Genomic DNA, 26,407 nt, shown 5'->3' with positions numbered 1-26,407 from the left:
TATGGTCCGGGAATCGGCTTCTCGATGATGAGGACGCACTGCCCATGCGACGCGTTTTGGCCCTCGCCGCCACAGTCCTGCTCGTCTCGTCCCTGAGTGGGACCGTCCACGCGGAACCGGCACCCCCTGAGCCCCGTGCGGGCAAGTTCATTTGCCAAGTCAACGAGTACGCTCCGACGCTGGATGCCGAGGGGCGGATCTACGGCTATGCGGATCACACGTGCGACTCACGCCCTGACTGGGCCCCGAAGTGGCTGGAGGTCCGCCTCCTGAGCCGGGCTTGCGAGCGGTGTGCGGACCGTGAGGTGACCGTCTGGCGCCGAAGCGACCGCAAGGAAGACAACTGGAGGGTCTCCCGCATCTGGTTCGCCACGCCCTGCAAGAAGAGTTCCGCTGCCCGGTGGTACGTGACGGAGGCAAGGGCCTACGTCCAGAACGGTGTCTTCCATGGTGGCGGCAAGTCATCTCCGGCGAAGCTGGGGTGCTCGAATTGACGACGCCCACGTCTGGGGGGTTGGGGTGGCTCCGGCCGCCGGCCGACGGGCCGGACGACGCCGTCTGGTTGTTCGCCGAGCAGACGCCCTCAGGGACGGAACTCCTCGTCGGATCCGTGGTGGCCGCGGATCCTGACCGTGCCCCGGAGCCCGTCTGGTTTGTACCCGGCGCGGACGCGGCACCGATCGTGGCCGACGAACTGACCCTTCTCGGCCCACCGCGGACCCGCCTGTCCCAGCTCATCCTCCCGGACACCCCCGGAAGCGCCGCCCGCATCCTGCTCCCCGACCGGGACGAGCAGTACACGCTCAACAGGCTCACCGAACCCGACGCCGAACCCGACATCAAACCGGGCGCCTTCCTGCGACTCCTGCTCCCGGGGGCTGTCGTGCACGAGGACACCGAGTGGACCGTTCGGCACAGCGGAGTCGTGTCCTCCCCCGGAGGCTGCCACGTAGCCGCCCACGCCGTACGCCGCCCAGGCGCACCCGACTTGCCCGACCCTTGGCCGCAGCAGCCCCTGAGACTCCTCTTCGAGCACGCTCCCGACATGGACGACCCCGAGGAAATCTCCGGCGGAGGCAGCGGCGCGCCCCCGCACTTCGATGAATACCGTGCCGTCACCGCCACCACGGACCGCCGACCGACCGCGGTCGTCCTCGTCCTGGACGATCCGACCCGTGAAGGCCCCCCGATCCGGCTGAGGCTCCCGCTCCCCGCAACGTGAGCATGCGGGCTCTGCGCTGCCCTGCCGGTCGGCCAGCTCGGCCACGCGTCCCACGGTCCAGTGATCCTCCACGGCGTCGACCATGCAGCCTGACGCCACGTGAGGGTCAAGAGCCCCACTCTCGGCAGCAAGAGCCGAACGCGAAGCGGCGGCCCGATGCGACTCCTGCAAGGCGGAGCGATGGTCTGGTTCGGAGAAGCCGGAGTGTCCGTGCCGGCAGTGTGTGCCGTAGGGACGAGCACAGTTGCCCGGCTCCTCCTCCGTGGGCGCGGGGACGGTGTCGTCTGGGTGCCGGATGCTCCCTCGCCGAGGCCGGCCCGACGACGTCGCGGCCCTGGTGGCGTGCCTGGTGGGCCCCTCCGCGTCGTTCATCACTGGGCAATCCGTCCACGTCGACGGCGGCCGGCTGCTGCACTGAGACCGTCAACAAGCAAGGAGACAGAACGAAATGAAGGAACGAGTCCGCGCCGTCCTCGTCACCGCCGACGACACGATGCTGGTCATCCGCCGAACCAAGCCCGACATCCCCCCGTACTGGGTGCTCCCGGGCGGCGGAGTCGAGCCCGGCGACGAGTCCCGGGAGGCCGCCCTCCACCGGGAGATCCACGAGGAGATCGCAGGGAAGGCCGACGTCGTCCGACTCCTCCACACGATGGAGTCCGACGACGAGCGCCAGCTCTTCTACCTCGCCCGCATCGCGACCTGGTCCTTCGAGGACCGCACCGGCCCCGAGTTCAGCGCCGAAGGCCGGGGCGAGTACGCGCTGGAGGAGATCCCGCTGACCGTCGAAGGCCTCGACGGCATCGACCTCAAGCCCGAGGAAATGGCCCACGTCCTGCGGGGCGCCATCAGCGCCGGGACTCTCGCCCTGCTCAGTCACTGAACGACCCGGGCGGGCTTCCGGGGAATACCTGCTGTGCTCCTGGAGGAACATGGCCGCCGCCAGTGATGTGGTGGACCGGTGCCCCCTGGCTCCGGTCCGCTCCCGCCACCCCCAGGGGCGGGTCGGCCAAGACACTCTTCCCCGCCGGGGAAGAGTGTCTTGGCCGATAACCAGCTCCAGCTGGAGCGGGGTGAGCGGTTCCGGCTGCTGCCGGTCGTTGGCGACGAGGGTGCGCTGCTCGTGCAGCGTGCGGGCCTTCGGAAGCGGGCGGTGCGGTAGGGCGACGACCGCGGGGAGGACGAGCGGCCCACCACGTGGTGTGTTCCGCGTGCCGAGCGGCTGAAGGAGACCGGCAAGACCACGACGGCGAAGGCCTGCCGGCTGCTGGAGGCGATCATGCAGACGGCGGTCGAGGACGAGCTGATCCGGCGCAACCCTTGCTCTATCCGCGGAGCCGGCCGCGAGGACGCCGAGGAGCGGCCCGTGGCCAGCGTCGAGCAGGTCTTCGCGCTCGCCGAGGCGATCGGGGTCCGCTGGCGACTGATGGTGCTGCTGGGAGCCTTCGCATCCATGCGACCGGAGGAACTGGCGGAACTGCGCAGAGCAGACGTCGACCTCGACACCGGCTCGGTACGGGTCCGGCGCGCCGCTCCGGAGCTGAACACGGGTCGCCGGGTGATCGGCGACCCCAAGTCCCGTGCGGGGAAGAGGGAGATCATGCTGCCGGGCTTCGTCCTCCTCGACGTCCGCCGGCACCTGGAGTGGTTCGCGCAGGACGGGCCCGAGGGCCTCGTCTTCGTCGGGGAGGGGGGCGCGCCCCTGCGCGGGACGAGCTTCGGCCGGAAGTGGCGCAAGGCGCGAGACGCCGTGGGCATGCCGAAGGAGTTCCGCTTCTACGACCTGCGCCACACCGGGAACACCCTCGCCGCCGACACCGGCGCCAAGCCGAAGGACCTCATGGTCCGAGCGGGGCAGTCCTCGGAGCGGGCTCAGCTGATCGATCAGCACTCCACCAAGGAGCACCAGTGCAGGCTCGCCGAAGACATCGACGCCACCGTCCGGCTCCAGCGGGTGCCCGGCGACAGCGGGCGGCCCGGCCCGGCTGGGGCCGGGCGTATGTTCGTGCCCGCTCCGCCGCCGTCCGGCCGGGCCGCCCGGGTGAGGTGATCCCCACAAGGGGCGCGACAGCAACCTGACGCCCCGTTAGGGCAGTTATGGCACGCGAATGGCACGCGGGCCCAGATGGGTCTAGACAACAAACAAGCCCCAGGTCGCTGACCTGGGGCTTTGTCGTGGAGCGGATGACGGGAATCGAACCCGCGCTATAAGCTTGAGTTGAGCGGTCACGTTGAGGGCCCTGTCGTGCAGGCCGGCGCTGTTCACGGGGATCTCAACTTCAACGTCGCGTCACCCGTCGGTGCGCATGACGCTGGCCAGGCTGCGTTCCTGGCGCGCCTTCGGGAACGCACGCAGGACCAATGGGCGGTCGAGGACGCTCAGAGGCGGCGGCGCGAGGCTGTAGCTGCTCAGCTTGCCCGTTCGCGGAGGAGGTTCCGGCGTCTGTGCTGGTCTGTTCTCCTCGTCGCAATTCCGTCGGGAGGTTTGTGGGCCAGAACCGAGAGCGGGCTCTGGTCAGCTTTGGTTCCGTCCCTTCTTGCGGGGTTGGGGTTGCTGTCCACCTACGAGCGTTGACTCGCCCTCTGAGGTGGTCGCCTCAGGGATACCGGCTCTCGCGTCTCAGAGGCGAGGTGCGTCGGGCGCGGGAGGTGGCACCCGTGCGGCGAGAAGCCACGGTCGCCCAGGGGACTCGTGCATGGCGGGAGCGTGCGGACGTACGTTAGCCGTCGGCCTTTGATCGTTGAGCGCCATGGGTAGGGTGGTTGACTCGACTGCTAGCAAGGGGGATGGGTGGAAGCAGAGTTGATGGCACTCGCTGCCGCAGGTGCAACGGCATTCGTTCAGCAGATGGCGACTGACTCGTGGGCACAGGCGCGTGATCGGATCGCCTTGTTCTTCTCGCGTCGCGGCGATGGCGAAGGAGTCGTGATCGAAGGCGAGCTGGAGACCTCGCGCGGGGAGCTCACGGCGGCGATGGAGGCCGGTGACGACCAGACGGTCTCGGACGTCGAGGCGGAGTGGCGTACACGACTGCGGCGCACCTTGATGGCCAACCCGACTGCTGCTTCTGAACTTCAGTCAGTGCTCGATGAACTTGCATCAAGGCGAGGCGATCAACAGTTCGCGGAGGTGCACAACACGATCAGTGGGGGTGTGCAGCATGGCCCCGTGGTCCAGGCTGGCAGTGTGGGCTCGCTCAGCTTCGGGACGCCTCCCGAAAGAGGTTGGGGCAGTACTCAGGCGTGATTTCGTATCGGGCCTTAACATCCGAGCGTGGACTCATCTCGTAGAGAAAAGTCGTCCGTTCAGCAGAAGACGGTCGACGTGGCCAACGGGCTCGATCACTCGACCGTGCACGGACCTGTGGTGCAGGCGCGAGACATCCAGCAACTGAGGATCACAGCCAGCACCTCAGCGCTACTCTCGGAGCGGTACCAGGCTTACGAGGGCTTCTGCGCCGCTTGGGAAGAACTCCAAGGGCAGATCCTGCGGGTAGCGACCTCGCTCTGGATCGTGAGGAGCTTCGATGAGTACCGGGACATGGTGTACCGCTCGGAATCCCTGTGCCGCGATCTTGAGCTGCGGCATCGTCGGATCTCGCTTCTGGACGGTGGAGATGCCCCGTCGCTACCCGTGCTGAAAGCCGCCAAGCAGGCTGTCCAGGCGGTTGGCCCCCACATGTACGCCTGGGGTCGAGGCAACGACGAAGCGCTGTCCAAGGCTGCGGCCTCCAACTTTGCGTCATTGATGAGTCTCAATGACGCGGAGGCTGCGTTCGAGAACTTCATGCAACGTGCGAGCGGCATGCTCCGTGGTGCAAATGGCAACGGATAGTCCGGTATGTCCATTTTAGGGAAGAATCTGCCGGTCCGGCAATGACTGTCGAAGAGGTTGACGCACCCGCCCGTGGGTCGGGTGCGCGATGACGGTCGTTCGTCCGTATTGCCGCGTACGGTTCTGGTCGGACCGAGGTCAAAGATTCCGCTTTCCCCTCGGTTCCGACAGGGGATGGCGGGAAGCGTTTAGGCAATACAAAAGCCCCAGGTCGCTGACCTGGGGCTTTGTCGTGGAGCGGATGACGGGAATCGAACCCGCGCTATAAGCTTGGGAATCAATGGTGCTCGGGGTGCCGGTAAGGCATCTGACCTGCGAAAACAGCCTGCCGGGTGCGCTTTTGCGAGGGTCCGCCCGCACCCGTACTGACCGCTGTTCACCGCTCCGAAGGGCACGGTTGGGGCACGCCCTTGGCGAGGCTGCCCCAGAGGCGGCGCCAGCTGCCCGGATCGCCGATGGGTACCTTTCGTCGATCGGGCGCTGGCACACAGGATTGCTGTCGCAAGCGGTCGGCTGGGTCGACCCGGGTGATGGGATCGGCTGTTACCGGGTCCGCCGGTCTGGTGGGGGTGTGGCCGGGCGGCGGCGTGCTCGGGTCACGAGTCGTGCGGCGAGGCCAGCGATCGTGGCAATGGCCAGGGCGACGAGGAGGGTGACGGCGTAGCCGGCCCAGCCGTCGTAGGGCAGCACACGATGGAGAGGGATCTCAAGCAGCCGTGACAGCAGGATGGCCACGACGATGAACGGCCACGACGGCACATCAGCAGGACTGTGCGAGTGGTCCTGGTGAGCTGCCCCGGTGTCCGGCTCGGAACCTTCCAGCCCGTGGGGGCGGGTGCGGTCGTCCGGGCTGTCGGGCATGGGGGTTTGTTCTGCTTCCACGGCTACTTGCCCTTGATGAAGCCTTCGCCGGCTCCCTTGACGAAGCCGCCGACCGCTCCCACCGCGGCGCCCGGTCCGCAGCCCGCGCCGGCTGCGCTGATCGCCCCGACCACGCAGCCGGCGGCCGCGCCCGTGACGGTGGACTTGTTGGAGTTCTTCAGCGCGGCCTTGCCGCGCTTCTTCATGCCTTCCCAGGTCGGGTCTGCCACCACGGGGAAAGCGGTCTGCTCGGTGACCGTGATGCTCTGCACCAGGGTGGCGCCCTCGATGCGGTAGGCGGTGGGGACGGGCGTGCCGTGGGCGTCCTTTGCCCACGGCGCCTGGAACGCGCCGATGGTTTCGCCCTGGCGGACGAGGATGACGCTGCCGTCCGGCTGGCTCTGGAGGGTGGCGCCCTCGGGCAGGTCGAGCCGGAACCGGTACTCCGTGGGTGCCTGGGCGTTCTCGAGGGTGACCAGGAGACGGATGCCCCCGTCGTCCAGGGCCTGGGCGGCGAGGCTGCCGGCCCCGGCGGCGCCCGGGTAGACGACCGTGCCGTTGGCGGTGGGGATGCCGACCGCATCCCGGGTGGCGGAGAGAGCGATCCCGACCGTGGAGGTGCTGTCGGCCGGTACGCGCGTCCAGGCGGCCGCGGTCGAGGCGAGCACACCGCTGTCGTCGGCGATCACGTCACCGGTGCCCGATGCCTTCTCCACCGCCGTCGCGGTCCGCGCCGCCTGCCCCGCCGGGGAGTGGTCGGCGGCCGAAGCGGGGTTGCCGGCGAGGATGACGGCCCCCGCGATCGCGGCGACCAGCACGGCGGCCGTCCGGAAACGGGCAGGGGCGAAGCGGGATGCTGCAGATATCACTGTGCGTACTCATTTCAGGGTCAATCACTGCCCCAGCACCATGGACCGCTTGGATGGGGGCCCGTGGCTGCCGGGAGAGAACGGCGCAGCACAACAGTGCTGTCGAGGCCGAAAGGCCACCGCGCCGCATCAGGACGATCTCCATCCTGGGCATCGCAGGCCGTCACCACTACCCGCCGACCAGCGGAAACGCACCCCGCCCACCAGCGGCCCGGCGCACCCCTCCCTGCACGGCACAGGACCGGGGCAGGCCGGTCGGCGGGAATCCTCGCGAGCGAGGGGTGAGGGCCTGCCGTGGGTGGTGCCGGGGCCGGGCAGCGGTGGGGGTGTATACCCGGCCCCGGCTCGCAGGGCCCGAAACGGGCCTGGCGAAGGGAGCCGCGCGAGGCGGTCGGGACTCCCCGAAGTCGCCCAAGCGGGCCCTGCTGGCGTCAGTGCCCCGCTGGTGGACGTGGGGAGCTGAGGTGGATCGGGACGGGGTGTCTCCGCGTTACGGCGATGGCTGTGGCGGACCACTGCCGTGCCGGACGGGCCGTCGCCAGGTGACAGGCCCGGGTGATGAGCTCCGGCAGGTGATGGCGGCGCGGCATCGGCTTGGATCCTCTCAGACACCCGGCCGGCCCGGCTGACATGAAGAAGCATGACCGGGGAGCAGGCCTGGCCGACAGTGGACCTTGGGGTCATGCCGACGGGGGCCGTCTTCTGCAACGCCCCCGGCATGGGGGCATAGTTCCGCGTGGCGGTGCTGGGCCAACAGGGCCGCTGCCAGCCGCGATGGCAACTGCAGTTTGGCCAAGACGTTGGTGAGGTGCTTCTTCACCGTGCGTTCGCCGATCCCCAGGCGGCGAGCGATGGCCCGGTTCGACACGCCGCCGCCCAGCAGCAGGAGTACCTGCCGCTCACGGTCGGTCAGCCGCGCCAGCGGTCGCGCCTTCCACTCTGATGGATCCGCGATGCCGCACGGACATCCGGTTGCTCCGTGCCTGTCCGACAGGCCCATCTCCGCCTCCACGTACATAGCCGTGCCCGCCTTCGGGTCCCGGACGTCCATCCGTCGTAGGCGAATGCGCCGTGTCCCCGCCTGCGCCCTCGCGTGCCGAGTTCCCTGGCAATGGGGGAGCTCGGGGAGGCCGCCGCACACACGACCGGGACCCGGCGGGTGGGACCGCCTCCAGCCGGGGTGGTCACTGACCGACCGGAGGCGGAGGTACTGCGCGGCCCCACCGAGGCAGGGCAGACCTGCCGACTCCGAAGTTCCGGAGTCCGGGCGCCGCGGATGCGGCCACCAGCCGACAGGTCATCCGCCAGTCCCGACACCCCCGTACGGCCTCGGGACGGACGACGACCTTGTGAGCCCACTCCCAGCAGGCCGGCCAGCCACGGCACCCGTACGGCCCCGGCATCCAGCTGGCCGGGCCCGCCCGGCCAACTTGCCGGCTTTCTGATCATTGCCGGTCCGGGGACCGCAGGCGATCCCGCGACCGGCCGGGGGTGACCCCGCCGACCGGCGCCCCTCAGCCGTCCTCACGGAGGATGCCTCCAGGGGAGGAACACGGCAGATACCTCCCGACCACCGCCCGCCCACGCAGCCGGGCCGCGGCGTTCCCGCCGCGGCAGGGAGCCGGCATCCTGTCAGCCCCGGGGGCGTTCCCACATCCGGCCGGCGCGGGCCTCCGGGGGGCGGCGGCCAGGGGTTCTCCCGCGTGGACCGGGACGTGTCATCGCGGCGAAGCAGCGTGGCTGGTAGTGCCGTTCGGCGCGGGGAAGGTCGCTGTCAGGACGTGGGAGCCGTCCGTCCCAGGGCGGGTATGGAGCCGGCCCCCGGCCAGTTCCGTCCGTTCACGTAGGCCCGGGAGGCCGAACCCGCCCTCGGGCAGGCCCAGGTGCGCTGCCCCGGGTGGGGGCGGGGAGTGGCCGACGGTCACCGTCAAGGGGCCCTGCCCGTCGTCCACATGGACATCGATGTCCGCGCCGGGCGCGTGTTTGGCCGCGTTGGTGAGGCCTTCCTGCACGATGTGGAACACCGCTTCGTGTACGGCGGCGGGCCAGGGCCGGGCGTCCGGGCCGCTCAAGGCGATCGAGGCGCGGAAGGTCACCGGCAGGGTGCTGGCGTCGATGAGGTGCGGCAGGTCCGCCATTACCGGTCGCCGGCTGTCCGCTTCACCGGCGACGGGCGTGCGCAGGACGCCGAGCAGCCGGTGGAGTTCGCCGAGGGTGGAGGCGGCGAGTTCCCGGAGGGTGCGGGCGGTGGTGCGGGTGGCGTCATCGGCCGTGGTGGCCTGCAGGGCCGCCGCCTGGACGCTGATGACGGCGACCTTGTGGGCGATGACGTCGTGCATGTCGCGTGCCATCCTCGCGCGTTCGACGATCTGGATCCGCTGCGCCAGGAGCTCGTGTTCGCGCTCTCGCACCGCCTCCAGCTCGGCGAGGCGGCAGGCGAGCTCCTTGCGTGCCTGGACCAGGAAGCCGACGGCCAGGGGCAGGGCACAGAAGACGGCGAACCACACCGACCAGTGCAGCCGCTGGAGCGGGGTGTGCTCGTGTGGGCCCAGGAGCAGGGGCGTGGCCGCGACGAGGCCGTAGCCGATCCACGTCTGCCAGCGGCCGCCGTAGTGGCGGGCGAGGCTGTAGAGGGCGATGTCGGATACGAGGGGCCAGCCGTCCAGGTGTGCCGCGGGCAAGATCGCGGTCAGCGTGACGGTCAGCGGGAGCCGGTCACGGGCCAGGAGCAGCAGGGCCTGCAGCGACAGGAGCGCTTCCCACGCTCCGAAGCCCTTGGGCGTATCCGCCGTCATCGCGATGTTCCACCACACGGCGAGGACGGGAAGGACCAGCAGGGCAGCGGTCTTCGCGGTCCGGAGGGCGAGGACTTTGTTCATGGCGCTGTGGTGCTGTCCGGTACAGCAGCAGCGGGTGGCCGGAGCAGGCCGGCCCGCTCGGCCAGGACGGCGGCCTGAACCCTGTTGGCGACGCCCAGTTTGGTGATCACCGCGCTGGCGTGGTCCTTGGCCGTGCTTGCGGACATCGATAGGCGGTTCCCGATCTCCGCGTTCGTCAGGCCCTGCCCCAGCAGGGCGAGAACCTCCGTCTCCCGCCGGGTCAGCCCGGCGGCCTCCACAGCATCGCTGGAGAGGCTGTGGGCGAGAAAGCCGTCGATGACCACCGGTACGACGGTGTCGGCCAGCGGGCGCAGGCCGCCGGCCAGCGCCCGCACGTCGCGGATCAGCTGCTCGGGTCCGCTGTCCTTGAGGAGGTAGCCGGCCGCGCCCTGGCGCAGTGCGGCGTGCAGGAGGTCACCGGTCGTGAAGGAGGTCAGCATGGCCACCACCGGCGGCGCGGGCAGCGCCCGTATCCGGGCCAGCACCGTCAGCCCGTCCACCCGCGGCATGCGGACATCCAGCAGCACGACATCCGGGGACGTCGCCACGACCGTGGCCAGGGCGGCCGGGCCGTCGCACACCGCCACGACGTCGATGTCCGCGGCCGTGTCCAGGACCATCCGCAGACCCGAGCGGACCAGTTCCTCGTCATCCACGACCACCACACGCAGCACGTCCCCGCGCCGCTCCTGGTTCCACTGGCCGTCCACCTGCCGCCGCCTCTCCCACTCCCCCTACCGACGGTATGACTGTACGGGGCATCTATCTGCGCTCGTCCCCTCCAGGGATGAACCCCGCCCCGCCGACCGGCGGGGTCGATCTCACCCGCCCGGCACAGCTGCCGAAGGCCACCCGTGAGCCCGGTGAGAGCCGCGCCGGTCAGGGCGTAGCCGGCGCGCGGGTCGGGGTGAGCAGAGGGCGCAGGTCGGTGATGTGATGCTGCTGGCTGCACAACCAGACACGCCGGCCGACAAGATCGATCACGAGGCCGTTCCGCTTACCGCGGTCATGGAGCGGCTGGATGTCGCCCAGAGCACCGCCGGTGAGTGCTGGGTGGCCCTCCAGGAGGGGCGGGCTGGTGGGCACGGTGACGGTGACGGCTCCGTACGTGGCCCCGAAGGGGTACCCCGCGCCGACTGGCGCGGGGTCTTCCTGGCAGCTGGCGGTGGATCCGGCTCAGCGCGGTACTGGGCTGGGGCAGCGGCTCTTGTTGCTTGCTGAAGCGCGGGTCGCCGAGCTCGGCGCCGCGCAGGTTGCCGTCGTGCTCGGTGCCGAGGACGACGACGCGTCCTCCTGCTACGCGACCCTCCTCGCTCTCGGGCAGGGGCCAATGGTGTCCCGCCTCTTCGTTCTCGCCGCACTCGGGCGGTGTCCGGGCCGCACAGCGGCCGCGGGTGCCGGTGAAGCGCCGCAGCGTCGTGCCCCCGGCGTGCGCATGTGTGTACCACCGGCCGGTCGGGTGAAATTGGATCTTGATGTCGAGGGCGGATCCTTTTGGCGGAGAATCCTTTCTTCATAAGGGAGGAAACGATCCGGCGCCAAGGAGGCCGCAGATCGACCCATTTTCGCCCCTTTACATGCCTTACCGGCAGCCTGTTGGGTCTGGCCTGTGACCACGCGCACCACGCCCAGGCACTGCGCTTCGCTGCTCCTGCGGAAACCCGCGAGTGGTTCGAGGAAGAGTCCGCCAAGCACGCGCTGAGGGCGCCGGGCCTCCATGGCCGGCGCCGTCACCCCCTGCACACCCGCGGTCTCTGAACCCCATACCGGCGCCACGGCACCTGACCCGTGCCCGCGCGACCGTGACCCGGCAGCCCATCACGTTGCCCGGCCGCTGGGCCCTGCTCCTGTTCGTCTGACCTGACCCATGAGGAGTCGAAGTGCGTTCGACCTTGCGTTACAGCTCCGCCGCGCTCATCGTGGCCGCCGCTCTCGCCGCCGGCCCGCTCGTGTCCGCCGAGGCCCGCACCGCGGTGCGGGCCGAGCCCGCGCCGCTGAACGCCAGCGCCAACGCGGTCGCCGGCCAGTACATCGTCACCCTCGACAAGGGCGTCGTCCCCGCCGATGTGGCCAAGCAGGCCCTCCCCGGTGTGACCACCCTGCACACCTTCAACACCGTCCTCAACGGCTTCGCGGCCAAGCTGACCCCGGCCCAGGTCGACAAGATCCGCAACACCCCCGGCGTGGCCGCCGTCACCGAGGACAGCGTCACCAGCGCCGACCCGGCCAAGGCGCAGCCGGCCGCGACCACCCAGGCCGCGGTGGCGGCGACCTCGTGGGGCCTGGACCGTATCGACCAGCACAAGCTGCCGCTGGACGGTCAGTTCAACGTCACCCAGAACACGTCCAACGTGACCGTGTACGTCGTCGACTCCGGCATCAACATCGCCCTGCCCGAGTTCGGCGGGCGTGCCACCCGCGGCTTCAACGCCGTCGTCGACGGGCAGCAGCAGGCCGACTGCTACGGCCAGGGCACCGCCGTCGCCTCCACCATCGGTGGCAACACCTACGGCGTGGCCCGCCAGGCCAAGCTCGTCGCCGTCCGCGTCCTGGGCTGCAACGGCACCGGCACCGCCGCCGGCCTCATCGCCGGCATGGACTACGTCGCGGCCCAGGCACGCCTCCAGAACAAGCCCGCCCTCATGGACGTCTCCGTCGTCCTCGCCAAGAACGCCCTCGTCGACACCGCCGCCCAGGCCGCCTCCGACCTCAACGTCCTTCCCGTGGTCGCCGCCGGAAACCAGACGCTGGACGCCTGCGCCTACTCCCCCGCCAGCGCCCTCCGCGTCGCGACCGTCGCGGCCACCAACAAGTGGGACGAAGAAAGCCAGTTCTCGAACTACGGCGAGTGCCTGCACATCTACGCCCCCGGTGAAGACATCACCTCCGCCTCCGCCGCCGGCGGCAGCGCCGTCCGCAGCAGCACCCAGATGGCCGCGGCCCACACCGCCGGCGCTGCCGCCCTCTACAAGGCCGCCAACCCCAACGCCACCTCCTCCGAGGTCGCCGAGTGGCTCGACTTCGAGAGCACCAAGGACGTCCTCCACAACCTCTCCAAGGGCGCCTTCAACCACCTGCTGTACACCGGCGGCCTCTAACCACTAACCACCCCGGGCGTCCTGCGCCCTGATCGAACCGGTTCGTAGCCTGGGGGCCGCCCGCCCGTGCGGGTGGCCCCCAGGTGCTGTCATCGCGGCCAGGGGGAACCCACAGCGGCCGGCTCAGCGGCGCCGGGTGTTGTAGCCGGTGTCCTTGATGGCCGGCTGCGTGGTGGATGGGGGGACGGGGACGCGGCGGCGCAAGCTCGGGGAGTGCACGGTTACGGGGTCGGCGGGTAGGTGCGCGAGATCGAGCCGAGGGAGCCGACGGCCGTGAGGCTGATCGCCCACCCGGCGCAGGCCGGCCGGAGCATCAGCAGTTCGCCGGAGACGATGAAGGCGTCGAGGGTGGCGGTCCAGGCCCACTTTCTTGCGGGGGAGCGGCCCAGGCCGTGCTGTCCGGCGACCTCGGCGAGGGGGTGGCAGAGGCGGGCGAAGCGGATGCACTCCAGGGGTGTGGTGAAGCGGTCGCCGAGTACGGCGCCGTGAGGGTGAAGACCCGTCCACCTCGTCCCGTGCCTGGTCAGGGCAGGTACGGGTGGCGGGGTGGTACGCGTCGGACCCGTCCCGGCCGGTCGTGTGACGTCCCTGTGCTGGCCTCGTCCGGTACGGGTGGGACGGGCGCAGGAGGTCGGCCGGGCGGCGGGGCGCGTCGGCGGGCTGAGGGCCTCCGCGCGGGTGCAGGTACGGGTGGATCCGTCCCAGCCCTATCAGTCGTCCCCGGTCCGACCTGCGGGCGGTGATACGAGTGGGACGGGTCGGTGGGGGTCAGGCCCCGGGGCGCGGTTGCGGCGCCGAGTTCGGACCGCGGCCCGTGCGTACGGCCTCGTGCGGCCGGATCAGCCGGCTTCTGGGACGGGTGGGACGGCGACTGACGACGAGCTGATCCGCCGCAATCCGTGCCGCATCGGGGGCGCGGGCAGCGAGCAGGCCAAGGAGCGTCCGACCGCGACCGTCGCCCAGGTCGACGCCCTCGCCGAGGCCATGGGCCCGCGCTGGCGGCTGATGGTCCACTTCTGCGCCTACGGCCCGATGCGCCCGGAGGAGCAGGCAGCCCTGCGCCGGACCTCGGTCACCCTGGACCCCCTCGCCGTACGGATCATCGAGGCGGCCCCGGAGCTGAACACCGGCCGCCGCGCCGAGGGCCGTGCGGGAGGCGTGAACGCCTCCCCAGCCCTGGACCGGCTCGCCGGGCGGGGGCCGGGCCTCCTTGAAGGGCTGAGGCAGGTGCCCCGGCCGGATGTTCAAGGTGCAGGGCCCGGTGGCCGAAGGAGGGGGTAGCCGCTGTCCCCGACGAAACGGAGTTCCCCGTGCGCCCGATCCTGCGTCCTGTCGTGGCCGCCGTCCTGCTGCTCGGCGCGCCCGTCGCCCTCGCCCCCGCCGCGTACGCCGCCCCGTGGGTGGCGCCGGTGAGTGCCGAGGAGGGCGAGGGCGGGCCGTACATCGTCACCCTCGCCCCGGGCGCCGATCCCGAGCAGGTGATGCGCGAGACCGGCGTCGTCGAGGCCCGGTACGTCTACGCCAGCACGGTGTCCGGCTTCGCCGCCGACCTCGACGGCGGGCAGGTGGCCGCGCTGCGGGTGCGCCCCGACGTCGTCGCCGTCGAGCGGGACGGGGAGGCCGTCGGGGCGCCGGTGGGGCCGGGGGCTACAGGCCGCCGGTGAAGAGCAGGGTGTTGGGGCTGCTCTTGCTGATGCTCTTCAGGACGTCCTTGGTGGATTCGCCGTCGAGGAACTCGTTGATCTCGCCCGGGTCCGCGTTCGGGTGCGCCTGCTTGTAGAGGACGGCGACACCGGCGACGTGCGGCGCGGCCATCGAGGTTCCGTCGAGGGCCACGCTGCCGCCACCGAGCTTCGCGGAGACGATGGCCTGCCCGGGGGCGTAGAGGGAGACGCAGCTGCCGTAGTTGGAGAAGTCGGTCTCCTCGTCCCACTGGTTGCTCGCGGCGACCGTGAGCACGCGGGCGGCGGACGCCGGCGAGACGTAGCAGGCGTCCTTCGAGCTGTTGCCCGCCGCGATGACCGGCAGGACGCCCGCGTCGGACAGGGCGGTCGCGGCGTCGTTCACCGCGGTCGACCTGTCCCCGCCCAGGGAGCCGTTCAGGACGGCCGGCTGCTTGGCGTTCTTCGCCACCCAGTCCATGCCCGCGATGATCCCCGACCAGGTGCCCTTGCCGTCGCAGCCGAGGACGCGGACGCTGACCAGGCTGGCCTTGCGCGCCACGCCGTACGTCTTGCCGGCGACCGTGCCCGCGACGTGCGTTCCGTGGCCCTGGCAGTCCTGGCCGTTGCGGCCGTCGCCGACGGCGTCGAAGCCGAAGGTGGCACGTGAGTTGTCGGGCCCGCCGAACTCGGGGTGGCTGTAGTCGATGCCGGAGTCGAGGATGTACGCGGTCACTCCGGCGCCGTTGCCCTCGGCGGTGAAGGTGTTGTCCAGCGGCAGTTCCTTCTGGTTGATCCGGTCCAGGCCCCAGGAGTTCGACGGCGCCCGGGTGCCGGGCGTGGTGGTGGGCTGCGGGACGGACTGCACCTTCGCGTCCTCCTCGACCGCCTTCACTCCCAGGGTGTTGCGGACGATGGTGAGCTGGAGCGAGTTCAGCGGCACCGCGAAGCCGTTCAGGGCCGACGTGTAGAGGAAGGACGGCTTCAGGCCCAGCTTCTGCGCGGTCTTCGCCGCGTCCACCCCCTTCGCCAGGGTGACGATGTAGTTGCCGGGTACCGGGTTGGCCGCGGTGCTCAGGGGCGCGGGGGTGGGCTCCGGTGCGGCGGTGGACGGCGAGGCGGCCGCCAGCGGGGCGGCGAGGGCCAGGGCGGCGGTGGCTGCGCTCGCGAGCACGAGCTTGGCACGAGTGATCATGCCGAGGAGTTGATCATGCAGAAACAATCACGACCTACGACATTCCCTCGCAATTCGACAGGCGCCCGAAGCACACCTCGAATGCGCTCCGCCAACCGTGTGCCTCCACCTCCCCACGGGATTCCCGTGGGCGAACACGTCCGCATCGGCCGGCCCCCGGCTCCTCGCCTCCACCTCTACGACGGCACCGGCGACCGCACCGGCCGGGTCCACGTCGGGTACATCGGCACCCACCTCCGCACCACCCACACCAACTGACCTGACCGGGTGGGCGGTTGCGGCCCCGGCTCGGTGGAGACGAACACGCGAATCGGGGACGATCTGTGGCGCAGGTCAAAGGAAATGCGTCTCGCGATCCGAGGCGAGTGTGCGCTCAGGTGGTGGAAGTGGTGCGGGGGAGGACCTCCGGGCAGGGCATTCCTGCGAGTTGGGCACGCGGGGGGCACGGCGAGGCCCGAAAGGTCTAGACAACGGCGAAGCCCCAGGTCGCTGACCTGGGGCTTCGTGGAAGAGCGGATGACGGGAATCGAACCCGCGCTATAAGCTTGGGAAGCTCATGTTCTACCATTAAACTACATCCGCGCAGTGGTCCAGCTGCCTGGATCCCTACCGTTGCACACTGTACCCCATGATCGACCCCCGGTGAATTCTCCCGTCGCGGTCGTCGTCGTTTCCGCGGCGCAGGAGGGTTCGTGGGGGCGGGAGTTGGGGCGTACCGTGGGGGTGCGGAGCGGCGGCTGGAGTGGGTCCCGATCATCCCCTAATGTGGCGATTCATCGCGTTACGGCTCGTTGGGGAAAGGGACTCGATGGAGCACACAGTCGTCCGTTGTGCCGAAGGGCATGTTTTCAACACCGCTTCGTTCCCGTTGCAGCACCTCGGTGCCGGCCGGATCGGGCCCGGGCGGCTGCTGCGGTGTCCGCGGTGCGCGCGGCTGAGGCACGCGGTGCCCGTCGGCGGCGTCAAGCGGTAGGGCGCCGGGCGGCAGGACGGTAGGCGGTACGGGCGCGCGGGAGCCTTCTCGATTGGGGGTGGCCCGCGCGCTCTGCGTATCCTCGGGACGTGCTTCTCTCCGACAAAGACATCCGGGCCGAGATCGACAGCGGACGGGTTCGCATTGACCCGTTCGACGAGTCGATGGTGCAGCCCTCCAGCATCGACGTACGCCTCGACCGGTTCTTCCGGGTCTTCGAGAACCACCGCTACGCGCACATCGACCCCGCCACCGAGCAGCCCGACCTGACCCGCATGGTCGAGCCCGAGGGCGACGAGGCGTTCATCCTGCATCCGGGTGAGTTCGTGCTCGCCTCGACGTACGAGGTCATCTCGCTGCCCGAGGACATCGCCTCCAGACTGGAGGGGAAGTCCAGCCTGGGCCGCCTGGGTCTGGTGACGCATTCGACGGCCGGATTCATCGACCCGGGGTTCTCGGGGCACGTGACCCTGGAGCTGTCGAACCTGGCCACCCTTCCGATCAAGCTGTGGCCGGGCATGAAGATCGGGCAGCTGTGCATGTTCCGCCTCAGCTCGCCCGCGGAGTTCCCGTACGGCAGCGAGCGGTACGGCTCCAGGTACCAGGGGCAGCGCGGGCCGACCGCCTCGCGCTCCTTCCAGAACTTCCACCGCACCCAGGTGAGGCACGAGGCATGAGCGAAGTACGCGAGAACCTGACGTACGAGGGGTTCGGCCGCGCCGTCCGCGAGCTGGCGCAGACCATCGCCGACGACGGCTACGAGCCGGACATCATCCTGAGCATCGCCCGCGGCGGGGTGTTCGTCGCCGGCGGTCTGGCGTACGCGCTCGACTGCAAGAACATCCACCTGGTGAACGTCGAGTTCTACACCGGCGTGGGCACCACGCTGGAGATGCCGGTCATGCTGGCGCCCGTGCCCGAGGCGATCGACTTCACGAACAAGAAGGTCCTGATCGCCGACGACGTGGCCGACACGGGCAAGACGCTCAAGCTCGTCCACGACTTCTGCCTCGGCCACGTCGCCGAGGTGCGCTCCGCCGTCATCTACGAGAAGTCCCACTCGCTCGTCCAGTGCGAGTACGTGTGGAAGCGCACCGACGACTGGATCGAGTTCCCCTGGTCGGTCCAGCCGCCCGTGGTCAAGCGCGAGGGCCAGGTCCTCGACGCCTGAGCGAGCAGGACGGACGGATACGGGAAGGGCCCGCCGCGCGACCGCGCGGCGGGCCCTTCCCGTACGTGTCGGCTAGAGCGTGCCCAGCTTGATCATCGAGAGCAGTGCGACCAGCTGGATCGAGGACGCGCCCAGGGCCTTCTGCCAGGGCAGGTCGTGCGACTTGCTCACCATCGAGGTGAAGAGCGCGCCGGCCGCCAGCCAGGTCACCCAGCCCAGCACCTGCACGAACATGTTGTCGCCGCCCAGGAACACCGCCACCAGCAGGCGCGGCGCGTCCGTGATGGACATGACCAGCATCGACAGGCCCACGGTCGGCTGCCACGCCCCGTCGCCGCCCAGCTGGCGGGCCAGGGTGTGGGTGACCGCACCGAGGATCAGGCCGCACAGGACGAAGGCCACGCCGGCGCTGAGGATGATCGGGATCACCTGGGTGAGGGTCGCCTTGATGGCGTCCTCGCGGGCCTTGTCGAAGCCGAAGACCGCGAGCATGCCGTAGACGAAGGTCACGACCAGCGCAGGACCCCAGACGGCGTAGTCGCGCATCTGGTGGAAGGTCGGCCCCGGTCGCAGCACCATGCCGCGCAGCAGGTCCTTCCAGTGCAGCCGCGGCCCGGCGGGGGCCGCGGGGGCCGCGCCCGCCTGGTACGTCGCGCCCTGGCCGTACGGGTCCTCGCCGACCGAGAAGGCCTGGGTGTACCCCGGGTCGTTCGCGTACGAGGCCCCGTGCGGGCCCGCGTACGGGTCCTGCGGCGGCTGCGGGTGCGGGTGGGAGTACTGGCCGTGCCGGCCCGGCTGGGCCTGCTGGCCCGGCTGGCCGTACGGGTCGAAGTACTCGGGCTCGCCGTGGTCGCCCGCGCCGCCCTGGGCCGGCCAGTGCTGCTGCGGCGGCGGGCCGGCGGGCGGGTAGGGCTGATGGCCGTACGGTGCCTGCGGCGCTTGCTGCTGCTGACCGTACGGCTGCTGCCGCGGGGTGTGCGGGGGTTGCTGCGGAGGGTTGTTGTCGTCCCTGCCGCGTCCGATCCTGAATCCAGCCACGTGATCGAAAGTACCTGCTCCGCCGGGCGGCCGTGGCCGGGCCACCGGAACGGGCGTCCTTTGCGGCTGACCTGTGACATCCCCTAGGGGGAGCCGGGGGAGGGTGGTTTACACGGTTGCGTCGGTGTCTGTGGTGGTTCGTTACGTAGCCGACGGAATGTGTACGTATCGGGCCCGTAGCTTCGTGAATGTCGCCGCCACGGAGTCACGAACCAGAACGGAAACCCAAGACATGCGCCGTACCCACCGCAGCACCACCCTTCGTACCGCCGCAGTCCTCACCGGCGCGGCCGCCGTGCTGGCGCTGCCCGTCGGATCCGCCTTCGCGGACTCGCCGACGGTGCCGGAACCCGAGGTGCTGCCGGGGATCGAGCAGCCGGGGATCGAGCAGCCGGTGGTGGACCCGTCGGTGAAGCCGTCCGAGAAGCCCGTCGAGAAGCCCGTCGAGAAGCCTTCGAAGGGCCGGGCGTACGTCACCACCGTGAAGCTGGCCGACGGGTCGGTCGCCAGGGTCTACAAGCTCGGCGACGGTCACTTCGAGGCCGACGTCTTCGCCCGCGGCACGAAGCTGGACACCCTGGTCAGCAGGGACGGCAAGCCGGCGTACGGGCAGAACAACGGCCTGCACGTCGTCCTCCAGCCGAACGGCACCGTGACCTCGTGGATCGAGGGCGGCACCCGCAAGCCCTCCGAGAAGCCCTCCGAGAAGCCCTCCGAGAAGCCCTCCGAGAAGCCGGAGCCGCGGGTCAAGAAGGAGACCTCGGTACGGATCACGATGCCGGACGGGCGGATCGCGCGGCTGACCGACGGCCCGAAGGGCAAGCGCGTCGAGATCTCCATGCCGAACGGGAACCTGCTCGGCACGATCGACATGAAGAACCGGAGCGCGCTGAACGACGGCTGGACGTACAAGCTCGTCCAGGACCGGAAGCACGTGAAGTTCGTCGTCATCGACGGCAAGGGGGGCGGGGACAGCTGGGTGTACGACTTCTCCACCGGCAAGCTGATCGAGCGGTACACGGCGGAGAAGCCGGCGAAGACGGAGACGTCGAAGGTCGAGCGGGTCCTCCCGAAGGGCGGAGTGAACGCCGGCGGCGGCCAGGGGGCCCCCGCCCCGCAGGCCGGCACCCCGATGCTGCTGGCCGCGGGCGGCGGCATGGCCGCGACGGGCGCCGCGGGCCTCGGCTTCGCGCTGCTCCGCCGGAACCGCACCGACGGCTGATACGCGGAACGGCCGGTCCCCCGTGGGGGACCGGCCGTTCCGTCCGTGCTGTTCGGCCCGGGGCTACCGGGACTACTTGGCCGCCTCGGGCTTCGCCTCGCCCTCGTCCTCGACCTTGTCGTCGACCTTGTCCTCGGTCTCGGTGGCAGCGTCCGCCTTGGCCTCGGGCTCGGCCTCCGCCGGAGCCTCGTCCTCTGCCTTGGCCTCGGCCGGAGCCGCAGGCGCCTCATCGGCAGCCTCGGTCTCCGCGGCGGGCTCGGCGTCGGCCTTCGGCTCCGCGGCGGGCTCGGCGTCCGCCTTCGGTGCCGCCTCGGCTTCGGCCTCTTCCTCGGCCGGAGCCTCGGCCTCTTCCTCGGCCGGAGCCTCGGCCTTGTCCTCGGCCGGAGCCTCGGCCTCGGCCTTGTCCTCCGCGTCGGTCTCCGGCTTCGGCTCGGCCTCGGCCTCGGCCTCGGCGGCGGCTTCGGCGGCGGCCTTGGCCTCCGCCTCTTCCTTGGCCTTCGCCTCCGCAGCGGCAGCCGCCTCGGCCTTGGCCTTGGCTTCGGCCTCCGCCTTGGCCTTCGCCTCGGCTTCCGCAGCCGCCTTCGCCTCGGCTTCCGCAGCGGCAGCGGCCTCGGCGGCCTCGGCCTCCGCCGCCAGCGCCGCGAGCTCCTCCTCCGTCGGCTCCGGGGCCTTCACGGACTCCAGCAGCAGCTGCGCCACGTCCACGACCTGGACGGATTCCTTCGCCTGGCCGTCGTTCTTCTTGCCGTTCACCGAGTCGGTCAGCATCACCAGGCAGAACGGGCAGGCCGTCGACACGATGTCCGGGTTCAGCGAGAGGGCCTCGTCGACGCGCTCGTTGTTGATGCGCTTGCCGATCCGCTCCTCCATCCACATCCGCGCACCACCGGCGCCACAGCAGAAGCCCCGCTCCTTGTGGCGGTGCATCTCCTGCTGACGCAGCCCCGGCACGGCGGACATGATCTCGCGCGGCGGCGTGTAGACCTTGTTGTGCCGGCCCAGGTAGCAGGGGTCGTGGTACGTGATCAGGCCGTCCACCGGGGTCACCGGCGTGAGGCGGCCCTCGTCGATCAGGTGCTGGAGCAGCTGCGTGTGGTGGATGACCTCGTACTCGCCGCCCAGCTGCGGGTACTCGTTCGCGATGGTGTTGAAGCAGTGCGGGCAGGTGGAGACGATCCGCTTCGCCGACTTCGGCTTCTTCGTCGACGGGTCGTCGTCGTCCTCGCCGAACGCCATGTTCAGCATGGCCACGTTCTCCTGGCCCAGCTGCTGGAACAGCGGCTCGTTGCCCAGGCGGCGCGGCGAGTCACCGGTGCACTTCTCGTCGCCGCCCATGATCGCGAACTTGACGCCCGCGATGTTCAGCAGCTCCGCGAAGGCCTTCGTGGTCTTCTTCGCGCGGTCCTCCAGGGCGCCCGCGCAGCCGACCCAGTACAGGTAGTCGAACTCGGAGAGGTCCTCCGCGTCCTTCCCGATGATCGGGACCTCGAAGTCGACCTCCTTCGTCCACTCCACGCGCTGCTTCTTGGCCAGACCCCAGGGGTTGCCCTTCTTCTCCAGGTTCTTGAGCATCGTGCCCGCCTCCGACGGGAACGCGCTCTCGATCATCACCTGGTAGCGGCGCATGTCGACGATGTGGTCGATGTGCTCGATGTCGACCGGGCACTGCTCCACGCACGCACCGCAGGTCGTGCAGGACCACAGTACGTCCGGGTCGATGACGCCGTTCTCCTCGGCCGTGCCGATCAGCGGACGCTCCGCCTCGGCCAGGGCCGCCGCCGGGACGTCCTTGAGCTGCTCGGCGGTCGCCTTCTCCTCGCCCTCCATCGTCTTGCCGCCGCCCGCGAGCAGGTACGGGGCCTTCGCGTGCGCGTGGTCGCGCAGCGACATGATCAGGAGCTTCGGGGACAGCGGCTTGCCGGTGTTCCAGGCGGGGCACTGCGACTGGCAGCGTCCGCACTCGGTGCAGGTGGAGAAGTCGAGGATGCCCTTCCAGGAGAACTGCTCGACCTGGGAGACGCCGAAGACGTCGTCCTCGCCGGGCTCCTCGAAGTCGATCTCCTTGCCGCCGCTCGTCATCGGCTGCAGGGCGCCGAGCGCCGTCGAACCGTCGGCGTTGCGCTTGAACCAGATGTTGGGGAAGCCGAGGAAGCGGTGCCAGGCCACACCCATGTTGGTGTTGAGCGAGACCGTGATCATCCAGATGAAGGAGACGCTGATCTTCACCATCGCGGTGAAGTAGATGGCGTTCTGGATGCCGCTGAACGAGAGCCCCTTGAAGGCCAGCACCAGCGGGTACGAGGCGAAGTACGCCGGCTCGTACGACTCGACGCCGTGGATCGCGCCCTCGAGGCCGCGCAGGGCCAGGATCGCGAGGCCGATGGTGAGGATGACGTACTCGACGAAGTACGCCTGCCAGGCCTTCGAGCCGGCGAAGCGCGACTTGCGACCGGCCCGCGAGGGGAGGTTGAGCAGGCGGATCGCCATCAGGACGACGATGCCGACGACGGTCATCAGGCCGATGAACTCGGTGTAGAGCTCGAAGGGCAGGAAGTCGCCGACGATCGGCAGCAGCCAGTCCGCCTGGAAGAGCTGGCCGAAGGCCTGCACCAGGGTGGGCGGCAGCGTCAGGAAGCCGATCGCGACGAACCAGTGCGCGAAGCCGACGATGCCCCACCGGTTCATCCGGGTGTGGCCGAGGAACTCCTTGACCAGGGTGATCGTTCGGTCCTTCGGGCGGTCCGTGCGGCTGCCCGCCGGTACGGGTTGGCCGAGCTTCACGAACCGGTAGATCTGCGCCACGGCTCGGGCGATCAGCGCGACGCCGACCACGGTCAGGACCAGCGACACGATGATCGCGGCGAGTTGCATGGGAGGGCTCCTCGGGCGGGACTTACTAAGCGGTAACTTATTGAGTCAAGGCTTGAGGTTACCCAGTTCCCGCGCCGCACTGTAGGTGAGCGTGCGGTGATCTGTGTCGCTCAGGCATGCCTCTGTCGGTAGGCCGCCCGAGGGGTCTGCGCGAGGATCGCGAGATCCATCCCCAGCCAATGGCTCTCCACATAGTGCCGGTCCAGCAGGGCCATCTCCTCCCAGGGGAGGTCGGAACGCGCGCTGACCTGCCACAATCCGGTCATTCCGGGGCGAACGAGCAGGCGTTCCGGGTGATCGGTACGGGGCTCCGGGCGCGGCCCGACCAGCGACATCTCGCCGCGCACCACGTTGAGCAGCCGCGGCAGCCCCTCCAGCGCACACCGCCGCACCAGCGCGCCGGTACGCCCCGCGCCCTCGGTGCGCAGCCGCCAGGCGCGGAAGGGGCGCCCGCCGAGCCCGAGCACGGGCTCGCGTACGAGGACGCCCGCGCGGGTCGCCGCGTACAGCAGGGCGGTGGTCAGCAGCAGCGGGAGGACCGCGGCCGTCAGCAGGGTCACCGCGCCGATCAGGTCGAAGACCCGCTTCGCCGGCGGCCTGGCCGGAAGGTGGATTCTCGCCGGGATCCAGGTCCGGAGCGGCCGCGGCCGGGGCCCTGGCCGGGCGGTGAGGGTGGTCAGCGGAGGCATGCCAGCACCGTGCCGGAAGCCCGTGGTGCCCCAGGCGCGCCGCGCGGCCGCCCCCGCGCCCGGAACCCGTTCGGGCGCGGGTCGACCGCTGGGGCTCTGCCCCGGACCCCGCGCCGGGCCCGCGCCCAGCCTCGGTGCCCGGGTCGGGGCGCAGCCCCAGGTGGTAGTGGCCATGAGCGTAAGCGCAGCCTAAAGGTTGAGCCCCCTCGGCTCACCTCTGTTGACGCCAGCGCAGCGTTACGGCATTCTTGAGCCTGTTCCACTCAAGTCAGTTGGAGGAATCGAAATGGCACGTGCGGTCGGCATCGACCTGGGCACCACTAACTCCGTCGTCAGCGTTCTCGAAGGCGGCGAGCCCACCGTCATCACCAACGCCGAGGGTGCCAGGACCACGCCGTCCGTCGTCGCCTTCGCCAAGAACGGCGAAGTCCTCGTCGGCGAGGTGGCCAAGCGCCAGGCGGTCACGAACGTTGACCGGACCATCCGCTCCGTCAAGCGCCACATGGGCACTGACTGGAAGATCAACCTGGATGGCAAGGACTTCAACCCGCAGCAGATGAGCGCCTTCATCCTGCAGAAGCTGAAGCGCGACGCCGAGGCGTACCTGGGCGAGAAGGTCACGGACGCGGTCATCACCGTTCCTGCCTACTTCAACGACTCCGAGCGCCAGGCGACGAAGGAGGCCGGCGAGATCGCCGGTCTGAACGTCCTGCGCATCGTCAACGAGCCGACCGCCGCCGCCCTGGCGTACGGCCTCGACAAGGACGACCAGACCATTCTCGTCTTCGACCTCGGTGGCGGCACCTTCGACGTGTCGCTCCTGGAGATCGGCGACGGTGTCGTCGAGGTCAAGGCCACCAACGGTGACAACCACCTCGGTGGCGACGACTGGGACCAGCGCGTCGTCGACTACCTGGTGAAGCAGTTCGCCAACGGCCACGGCGTCGACCTGTCCAAGGACAAGATGGCGCTCCAGCGCCTGCGCGAGGCCGCCGAGAAGGCGAAGATCGAGCTGTCCTCCTCCACGGAGACCTCGATCAACCTGCCGTACATCACGGCCTCCGCCGAGGGCCCGCTGCACCTGGACGAGAAGCTCACCCGCGCCCAGTTCCAGCAGCTGACCGCGGACCTGCTCGACCGCTGCAAGACCCCGTTCCACAACGTCATCAAGGACGCCGGCATCCAGCTGTCCGAGATCGACCACGTGGTCCTGGTCGGCGGCTCCACCCGCATGCCGGCCGTCGCCGAGCTCGTGAAGGAGCTCACCGGCGGTCAGGACGCCAACAAGGGCGTCAACCCGGACGAGGTCGTCGCCATCGGCGCCACCCTCCAGGCCGGTGTCCTCAAGGGTGAGGTCAAGGACGTCCTGCTCCTCGACGTGACCCCGCTGTCCCTCGGCATCGAGACCAAGGGCGGCATCATGACCAAGCTCATCGAGCGCAACACGACCATCCCGACCAAGCGGTCGGAGATCTTCACGACGGCCGAGGACAACCAGCCGTCCGTGCAGATCCAGGTCTACCAGGGCGAGCGCGAGATCGCGGCGTACAACAAGAAGCTCGGCATGTTCGAGCTGACGGGCCTGCCGCCGGCCCCGCGCGGCGTCCCGCAGATCGAGGTCTCCTTCGACATCGACGCGAACGGCATCATGCACGTCACGGCCAAGGACCTTGGCACGGGCAAGGAGCAGAAGATGACCGTCACCGGCGGCTCCTCGCTCGGCAAGGACGAGGTCGACCGCATGCGCCAGGAGGCCGAGCAGTACGCGGACGAGGACCTGCGCCGCAAGGAGGCCGCCGAGTCCCGCAACCAGGGCGAGCAGCTCGTCTACCAGACGGAGAAGTTCCTCGCGGACAACGCGGAGAAGGTCCCGGCCGAGGTCAAGACCGAGGTCGAGACGGCCGTCACCGAGCTGAAGGACAAGCTCAAGGGCGAGGACACCGCCGAGATCCGCACGGCGACGGAGAAGCTCGCCGCGGTCAGCCAGAAGCTCGGCCAGGCCATCTACGCCGACGCGCAGGCCGCCCAGGCCGCCGGCGGTGCGGGTGACGCGGGCCAGGCCAAGGCCGACGACGACGTCGTCGACGCCGAGATCGTCGACGACGAGAAGCCGAAGGGCGGCGCTGCCTGATGTCGGAGGAGACCCCGGGTTTCGACGAGGAGCCCGAAGTCCCCACCGGCGCCGGCGCTGACGACGCGGAGCCGAAGGCCGCCGACTCCTCCAAGAAGGAGGACGAGGCGGCCCCGGCCGGGGACAAGGCCGACGTGGCCCTGCTGGCGCAGCTGGACCAGGCCCGTACCGCGCTCGGCGAGCGCACCGCGGACCTCCAGCGGCTCCAGGCCGAGTACCAGAACTACCGTCGCCGCGTGGAGCGGGACCGGGTCGCCGTCAAGGAGATCGCGGTCGCGAGCCTGCTGACGGAGCTCCTCCCGACCCTGGACGACATCGGCCGGGCCCGGGAGCACGGCGAGCTGGTCGGCGGCTTCAAGTCGGTGGCCGAGTCGCTGGAGACCGCCGCGGCCAAGATGGGGCTGCAGCAGTTCGGCAAGGAGGGCGAGCCCTTCGACCCGACGATCCACGAGGCCCTGATGCACTCGTACGCGCCGGACGTCACCGAGACGACCTGCGTGGCGATCCTGCAGCCGGGGTACCGGATCGGCGAGCGCACGATCCGCCCCGCGCGGGTCGCGGTGGCCGAGCCCCAGCCGGGCGCGGCACCCGCCGCGAAGTCCGAGTCCGGCGACGGCGACACGCCGTCCGACAAGGACACGGATGCCCCCGACAAGGGCTGACGCACACCATGTAGGGATCCGAGAGGAGGG

At 70.1% G+C, this 26,407-nt stretch carries 23 protein-coding genes, 1 tRNA gene and 3 pseudogenes; 16 read left to right on the top strand and 11 right to left on the bottom strand.

The features are described 5' to 3' along the window. The first annotated feature begins 562 nt into the window (after positions 1–562). The 6 genes and pseudogenes from ACZ518_RS16440 (at position 563) to ACZ518_RS16415 (ending at position 5,057) form a co-directional block, all read left to right on the top strand. Complete coding sequence (locus ACZ518_RS16440; RefSeq protein ID WP_469113716.1) at positions 563–1,222, top strand: hypothetical protein; 660 nt, start codon at positions 563–565, stop codon at positions 1,220–1,222. Between the two features lie 295 nt (positions 1,223–1,517). Continuing rightward, entirely contained in the window at positions 1,518–1,640 is a 123-nt protein-coding gene (locus ACZ518_RS16435) for an SDR family oxidoreductase (protein ID WP_469113715.1), read from the top strand. 30 nt (positions 1,641–1,670) lie between these two features. Beyond that, positions 1,671–2,105, top strand: coding sequence for an NUDIX hydrolase (locus ACZ518_RS16430; RefSeq protein ID WP_469113714.1), 435 nt, complete (start codon positions 1,671–1,673; stop codon positions 2,103–2,105). 312 nt (positions 2,106–2,417) lie between these two features. After that, a pseudogene (locus ACZ518_RS16425) lies at positions 2,418–3,272 on the top strand (tyrosine-type recombinase/integrase); the annotation flags it as partial. Between the two features lie 741 nt (positions 3,273–4,013). Continuing rightward, complete coding sequence (locus ACZ518_RS16420) at positions 4,014–4,469, top strand: hypothetical protein (RefSeq protein WP_469113713.1); 456 nt, start codon at positions 4,014–4,016, stop codon at positions 4,467–4,469. A 27-nt stretch (positions 4,470–4,496) separates the two neighbouring features. After that, complete coding sequence (locus ACZ518_RS16415) at positions 4,497–5,057, top strand: hypothetical protein (protein WP_469113712.1); 561 nt, start codon at positions 4,497–4,499, stop codon at positions 5,055–5,057. 543 nt (positions 5,058–5,600) lie between these two features. On the opposite strand, the gene ACZ518_RS16410 is transcribed toward ACZ518_RS16415, so the two are convergent. From ACZ518_RS16410 to ACZ518_RS16390, 5 genes are all read right to left on the bottom strand, one after another. Beyond that, on the bottom strand, positions 5,601–5,939 hold the full coding sequence (locus ACZ518_RS16410) for a hypothetical protein (protein WP_469113711.1): 339 nt from the start codon (positions 5,937–5,939) through the stop codon (positions 5,601–5,603). 2 nt (positions 5,940–5,941) lie between these two features. After that, entirely contained in the window at positions 5,942–6,787 is an 846-nt protein-coding gene (locus ACZ518_RS16405) for a hypothetical protein (RefSeq protein WP_469113710.1), read from the bottom strand. A 604-nt stretch (positions 6,788–7,391) separates the two neighbouring features. Further along, positions 7,392–7,838, bottom strand: coding sequence for a helix-turn-helix domain-containing protein (locus tag ACZ518_RS16400; protein ID WP_469113709.1), 447 nt, complete (start codon positions 7,836–7,838; stop codon positions 7,392–7,394). A gap of 667 nt (positions 7,839–8,505) precedes the next feature. After that, positions 8,506–9,666, bottom strand: coding sequence for a sensor histidine kinase (locus ACZ518_RS16395; RefSeq protein ID WP_469113708.1), 1,161 nt, complete (start codon positions 9,664–9,666; stop codon positions 8,506–8,508). Continuing rightward, positions 9,663–10,376: a response regulator gene (locus ACZ518_RS16390; RefSeq protein WP_469113707.1), complete on the bottom strand. Its 714-nt coding sequence runs from the start codon at positions 10,374–10,376 to the stop codon at positions 9,663–9,665. Before ACZ518_RS16390 ends, ACZ518_RS16395 begins: the two co-directional genes overlap by 4 nt. 311 nt (positions 10,377–10,687) lie before the next feature. Between ACZ518_RS16390 and ACZ518_RS16385 the strand changes: the two genes are divergently transcribed. Continuing rightward, positions 10,688–11,185 (top strand): GNAT family N-acetyltransferase, encoded by a 498-nt coding sequence (locus ACZ518_RS16385; RefSeq protein ID WP_469113706.1) that lies wholly within the window; start codon positions 10,688–10,690, stop codon positions 11,183–11,185. Positions 11,186–11,546: 361 nt separating this feature from the next. Beyond that, positions 11,547–12,764, top strand: a complete 1,218-nt coding sequence (locus tag ACZ518_RS16380; RefSeq protein WP_469113705.1) for a S8 family peptidase — start codon at positions 11,547–11,549, stop codon at positions 12,762–12,764. Positions 12,765–13,009: 245 nt separating this feature from the next. Here the strand turns inward: ACZ518_RS16380 and ACZ518_RS16375 are convergent. Next, positions 13,010–13,216 (bottom strand): annotated as a pseudogene (locus ACZ518_RS16375) (DUF2637 domain-containing protein); the annotation flags it as partial. Between the two features lie 412 nt (positions 13,217–13,628). Between ACZ518_RS16375 and ACZ518_RS16370 the strand changes: the two are divergent. Both ACZ518_RS16370 and ACZ518_RS16365 read left to right on the top strand, forming a co-directional pair. Continuing rightward, positions 13,629–13,910: pseudogene (locus ACZ518_RS16370) on the top strand (tyrosine-type recombinase/integrase); the annotation flags it as partial. Positions 13,911–14,074: 164 nt separating this feature from the next. Then, a complete protein-coding gene (locus ACZ518_RS16365; protein ID WP_469113704.1) occupies positions 14,075–14,428 on the top strand; it encodes a protease inhibitor I9 family protein in 354 nt (117 codons plus the stop codon). Here the strand turns inward: ACZ518_RS16365 and ACZ518_RS16360 are convergent. Then, complete coding sequence (locus ACZ518_RS16360; RefSeq protein WP_469113703.1) at positions 14,412–15,620, bottom strand: S8 family peptidase; 1,209 nt, start codon at positions 15,618–15,620, stop codon at positions 14,412–14,414. The two genes, ACZ518_RS16365 and ACZ518_RS16360, sit on opposite strands and share 17 nt — an antisense overlap. Positions 15,621–15,746: 126 nt before the next feature. Here ACZ518_RS16360 and ACZ518_RS16355 point away from each other — a divergent pair, with 126 nt between their 5' ends. Continuing rightward, on the top strand, positions 15,747–15,878 hold the full coding sequence (locus ACZ518_RS16355) for a hypothetical protein (protein WP_469113702.1): 132 nt from the start codon (positions 15,747–15,749) through the stop codon (positions 15,876–15,878). A 253-nt stretch (positions 15,879–16,131) separates the two neighbouring features. Here ACZ518_RS16355 and ACZ518_RS16350 read toward each other — a convergent pair. Then, positions 16,132–16,202: transfer RNA gene (locus ACZ518_RS16350), tRNA-Gly, on the bottom strand. Positions 16,203–16,682: 480 nt separating this feature from the next. Here ACZ518_RS16350 and dcd point away from each other — a divergent pair. Together dcd and ACZ518_RS16340 are read left to right on the top strand one after the other, a co-directional pair. Continuing rightward, positions 16,683–17,270, top strand: coding sequence for a dCTP deaminase (gene dcd, locus ACZ518_RS16345; protein ID WP_125603638.1), 588 nt, complete (start codon positions 16,683–16,685; stop codon positions 17,268–17,270). Next, positions 17,267–17,764: a phosphoribosyltransferase gene (locus ACZ518_RS16340; RefSeq protein ID WP_361605732.1), complete on the top strand. Its 498-nt coding sequence runs from the start codon at positions 17,267–17,269 to the stop codon at positions 17,762–17,764. The genes dcd and ACZ518_RS16340 overlap by 4 nt, the downstream gene beginning before the upstream one ends. 72 nt (positions 17,765–17,836) lie before the next feature. Here ACZ518_RS16340 and ACZ518_RS16335 read toward each other — a convergent pair whose 3' ends face one another. Then, positions 17,837–18,802: a Yip1 family protein gene (locus tag ACZ518_RS16335; protein WP_469113701.1), complete on the bottom strand. Its 966-nt coding sequence runs from the start codon at positions 18,800–18,802 to the stop codon at positions 17,837–17,839. A 232-nt stretch (positions 18,803–19,034) separates the two neighbouring features. On the opposite strand from ACZ518_RS16335, the gene ACZ518_RS16330 reads away from it, so the two are divergent. Next, a complete protein-coding gene (locus tag ACZ518_RS16330) occupies positions 19,035–20,024 on the top strand; it encodes a hypothetical protein (RefSeq protein WP_469113700.1) in 990 nt (329 codons plus the stop codon). A gap of 72 nt (positions 20,025–20,096) precedes the next feature. Here the strand turns inward: ACZ518_RS16330 and ACZ518_RS16325 are convergent, their stop codons facing one another. Both ACZ518_RS16325 and ACZ518_RS16320 read right to left on the bottom strand, forming a co-directional pair. Next, positions 20,097–22,895, bottom strand: coding sequence for a heterodisulfide reductase-related iron-sulfur binding cluster (locus ACZ518_RS16325; protein WP_469113699.1), 2,799 nt, complete (start codon positions 22,893–22,895; stop codon positions 20,097–20,099). A 110-nt stretch (positions 22,896–23,005) separates the two neighbouring features. After that, the gene (locus ACZ518_RS16320) at positions 23,006–23,584 is read right to left on the bottom strand and encodes a sugar transferase (RefSeq protein ID WP_469113698.1); all 579 of its coding nucleotides are present in this window, start codon (positions 23,582–23,584) and stop codon (positions 23,006–23,008) included. A 286-nt stretch (positions 23,585–23,870) separates the two neighbouring features. Here ACZ518_RS16320 and dnaK point away from each other — a divergent pair, with 286 nt between their 5' ends. Both dnaK and grpE read left to right on the top strand, forming a co-directional pair. After that, entirely contained in the window at positions 23,871–25,715 is a 1,845-nt protein-coding gene (gene dnaK, locus ACZ518_RS16315; protein ID WP_469113697.1) for a molecular chaperone DnaK, read from the top strand. Then, positions 25,715–26,377, top strand: a complete 663-nt coding sequence (grpE, locus tag ACZ518_RS16310; RefSeq protein WP_469113696.1) for a nucleotide exchange factor GrpE — start codon at positions 25,715–25,717, stop codon at positions 26,375–26,377. Before dnaK ends, grpE begins: the two co-directional genes overlap by 1 nt. The last annotated feature ends 30 nt before the right edge of the window (positions 26,378–26,407 follow it).

The organism is Streptomyces sp. NPDC033966 (assembly GCF_055575955.1).
This window is presented reverse-complemented; position numbering and strand designations above follow the sequence as displayed.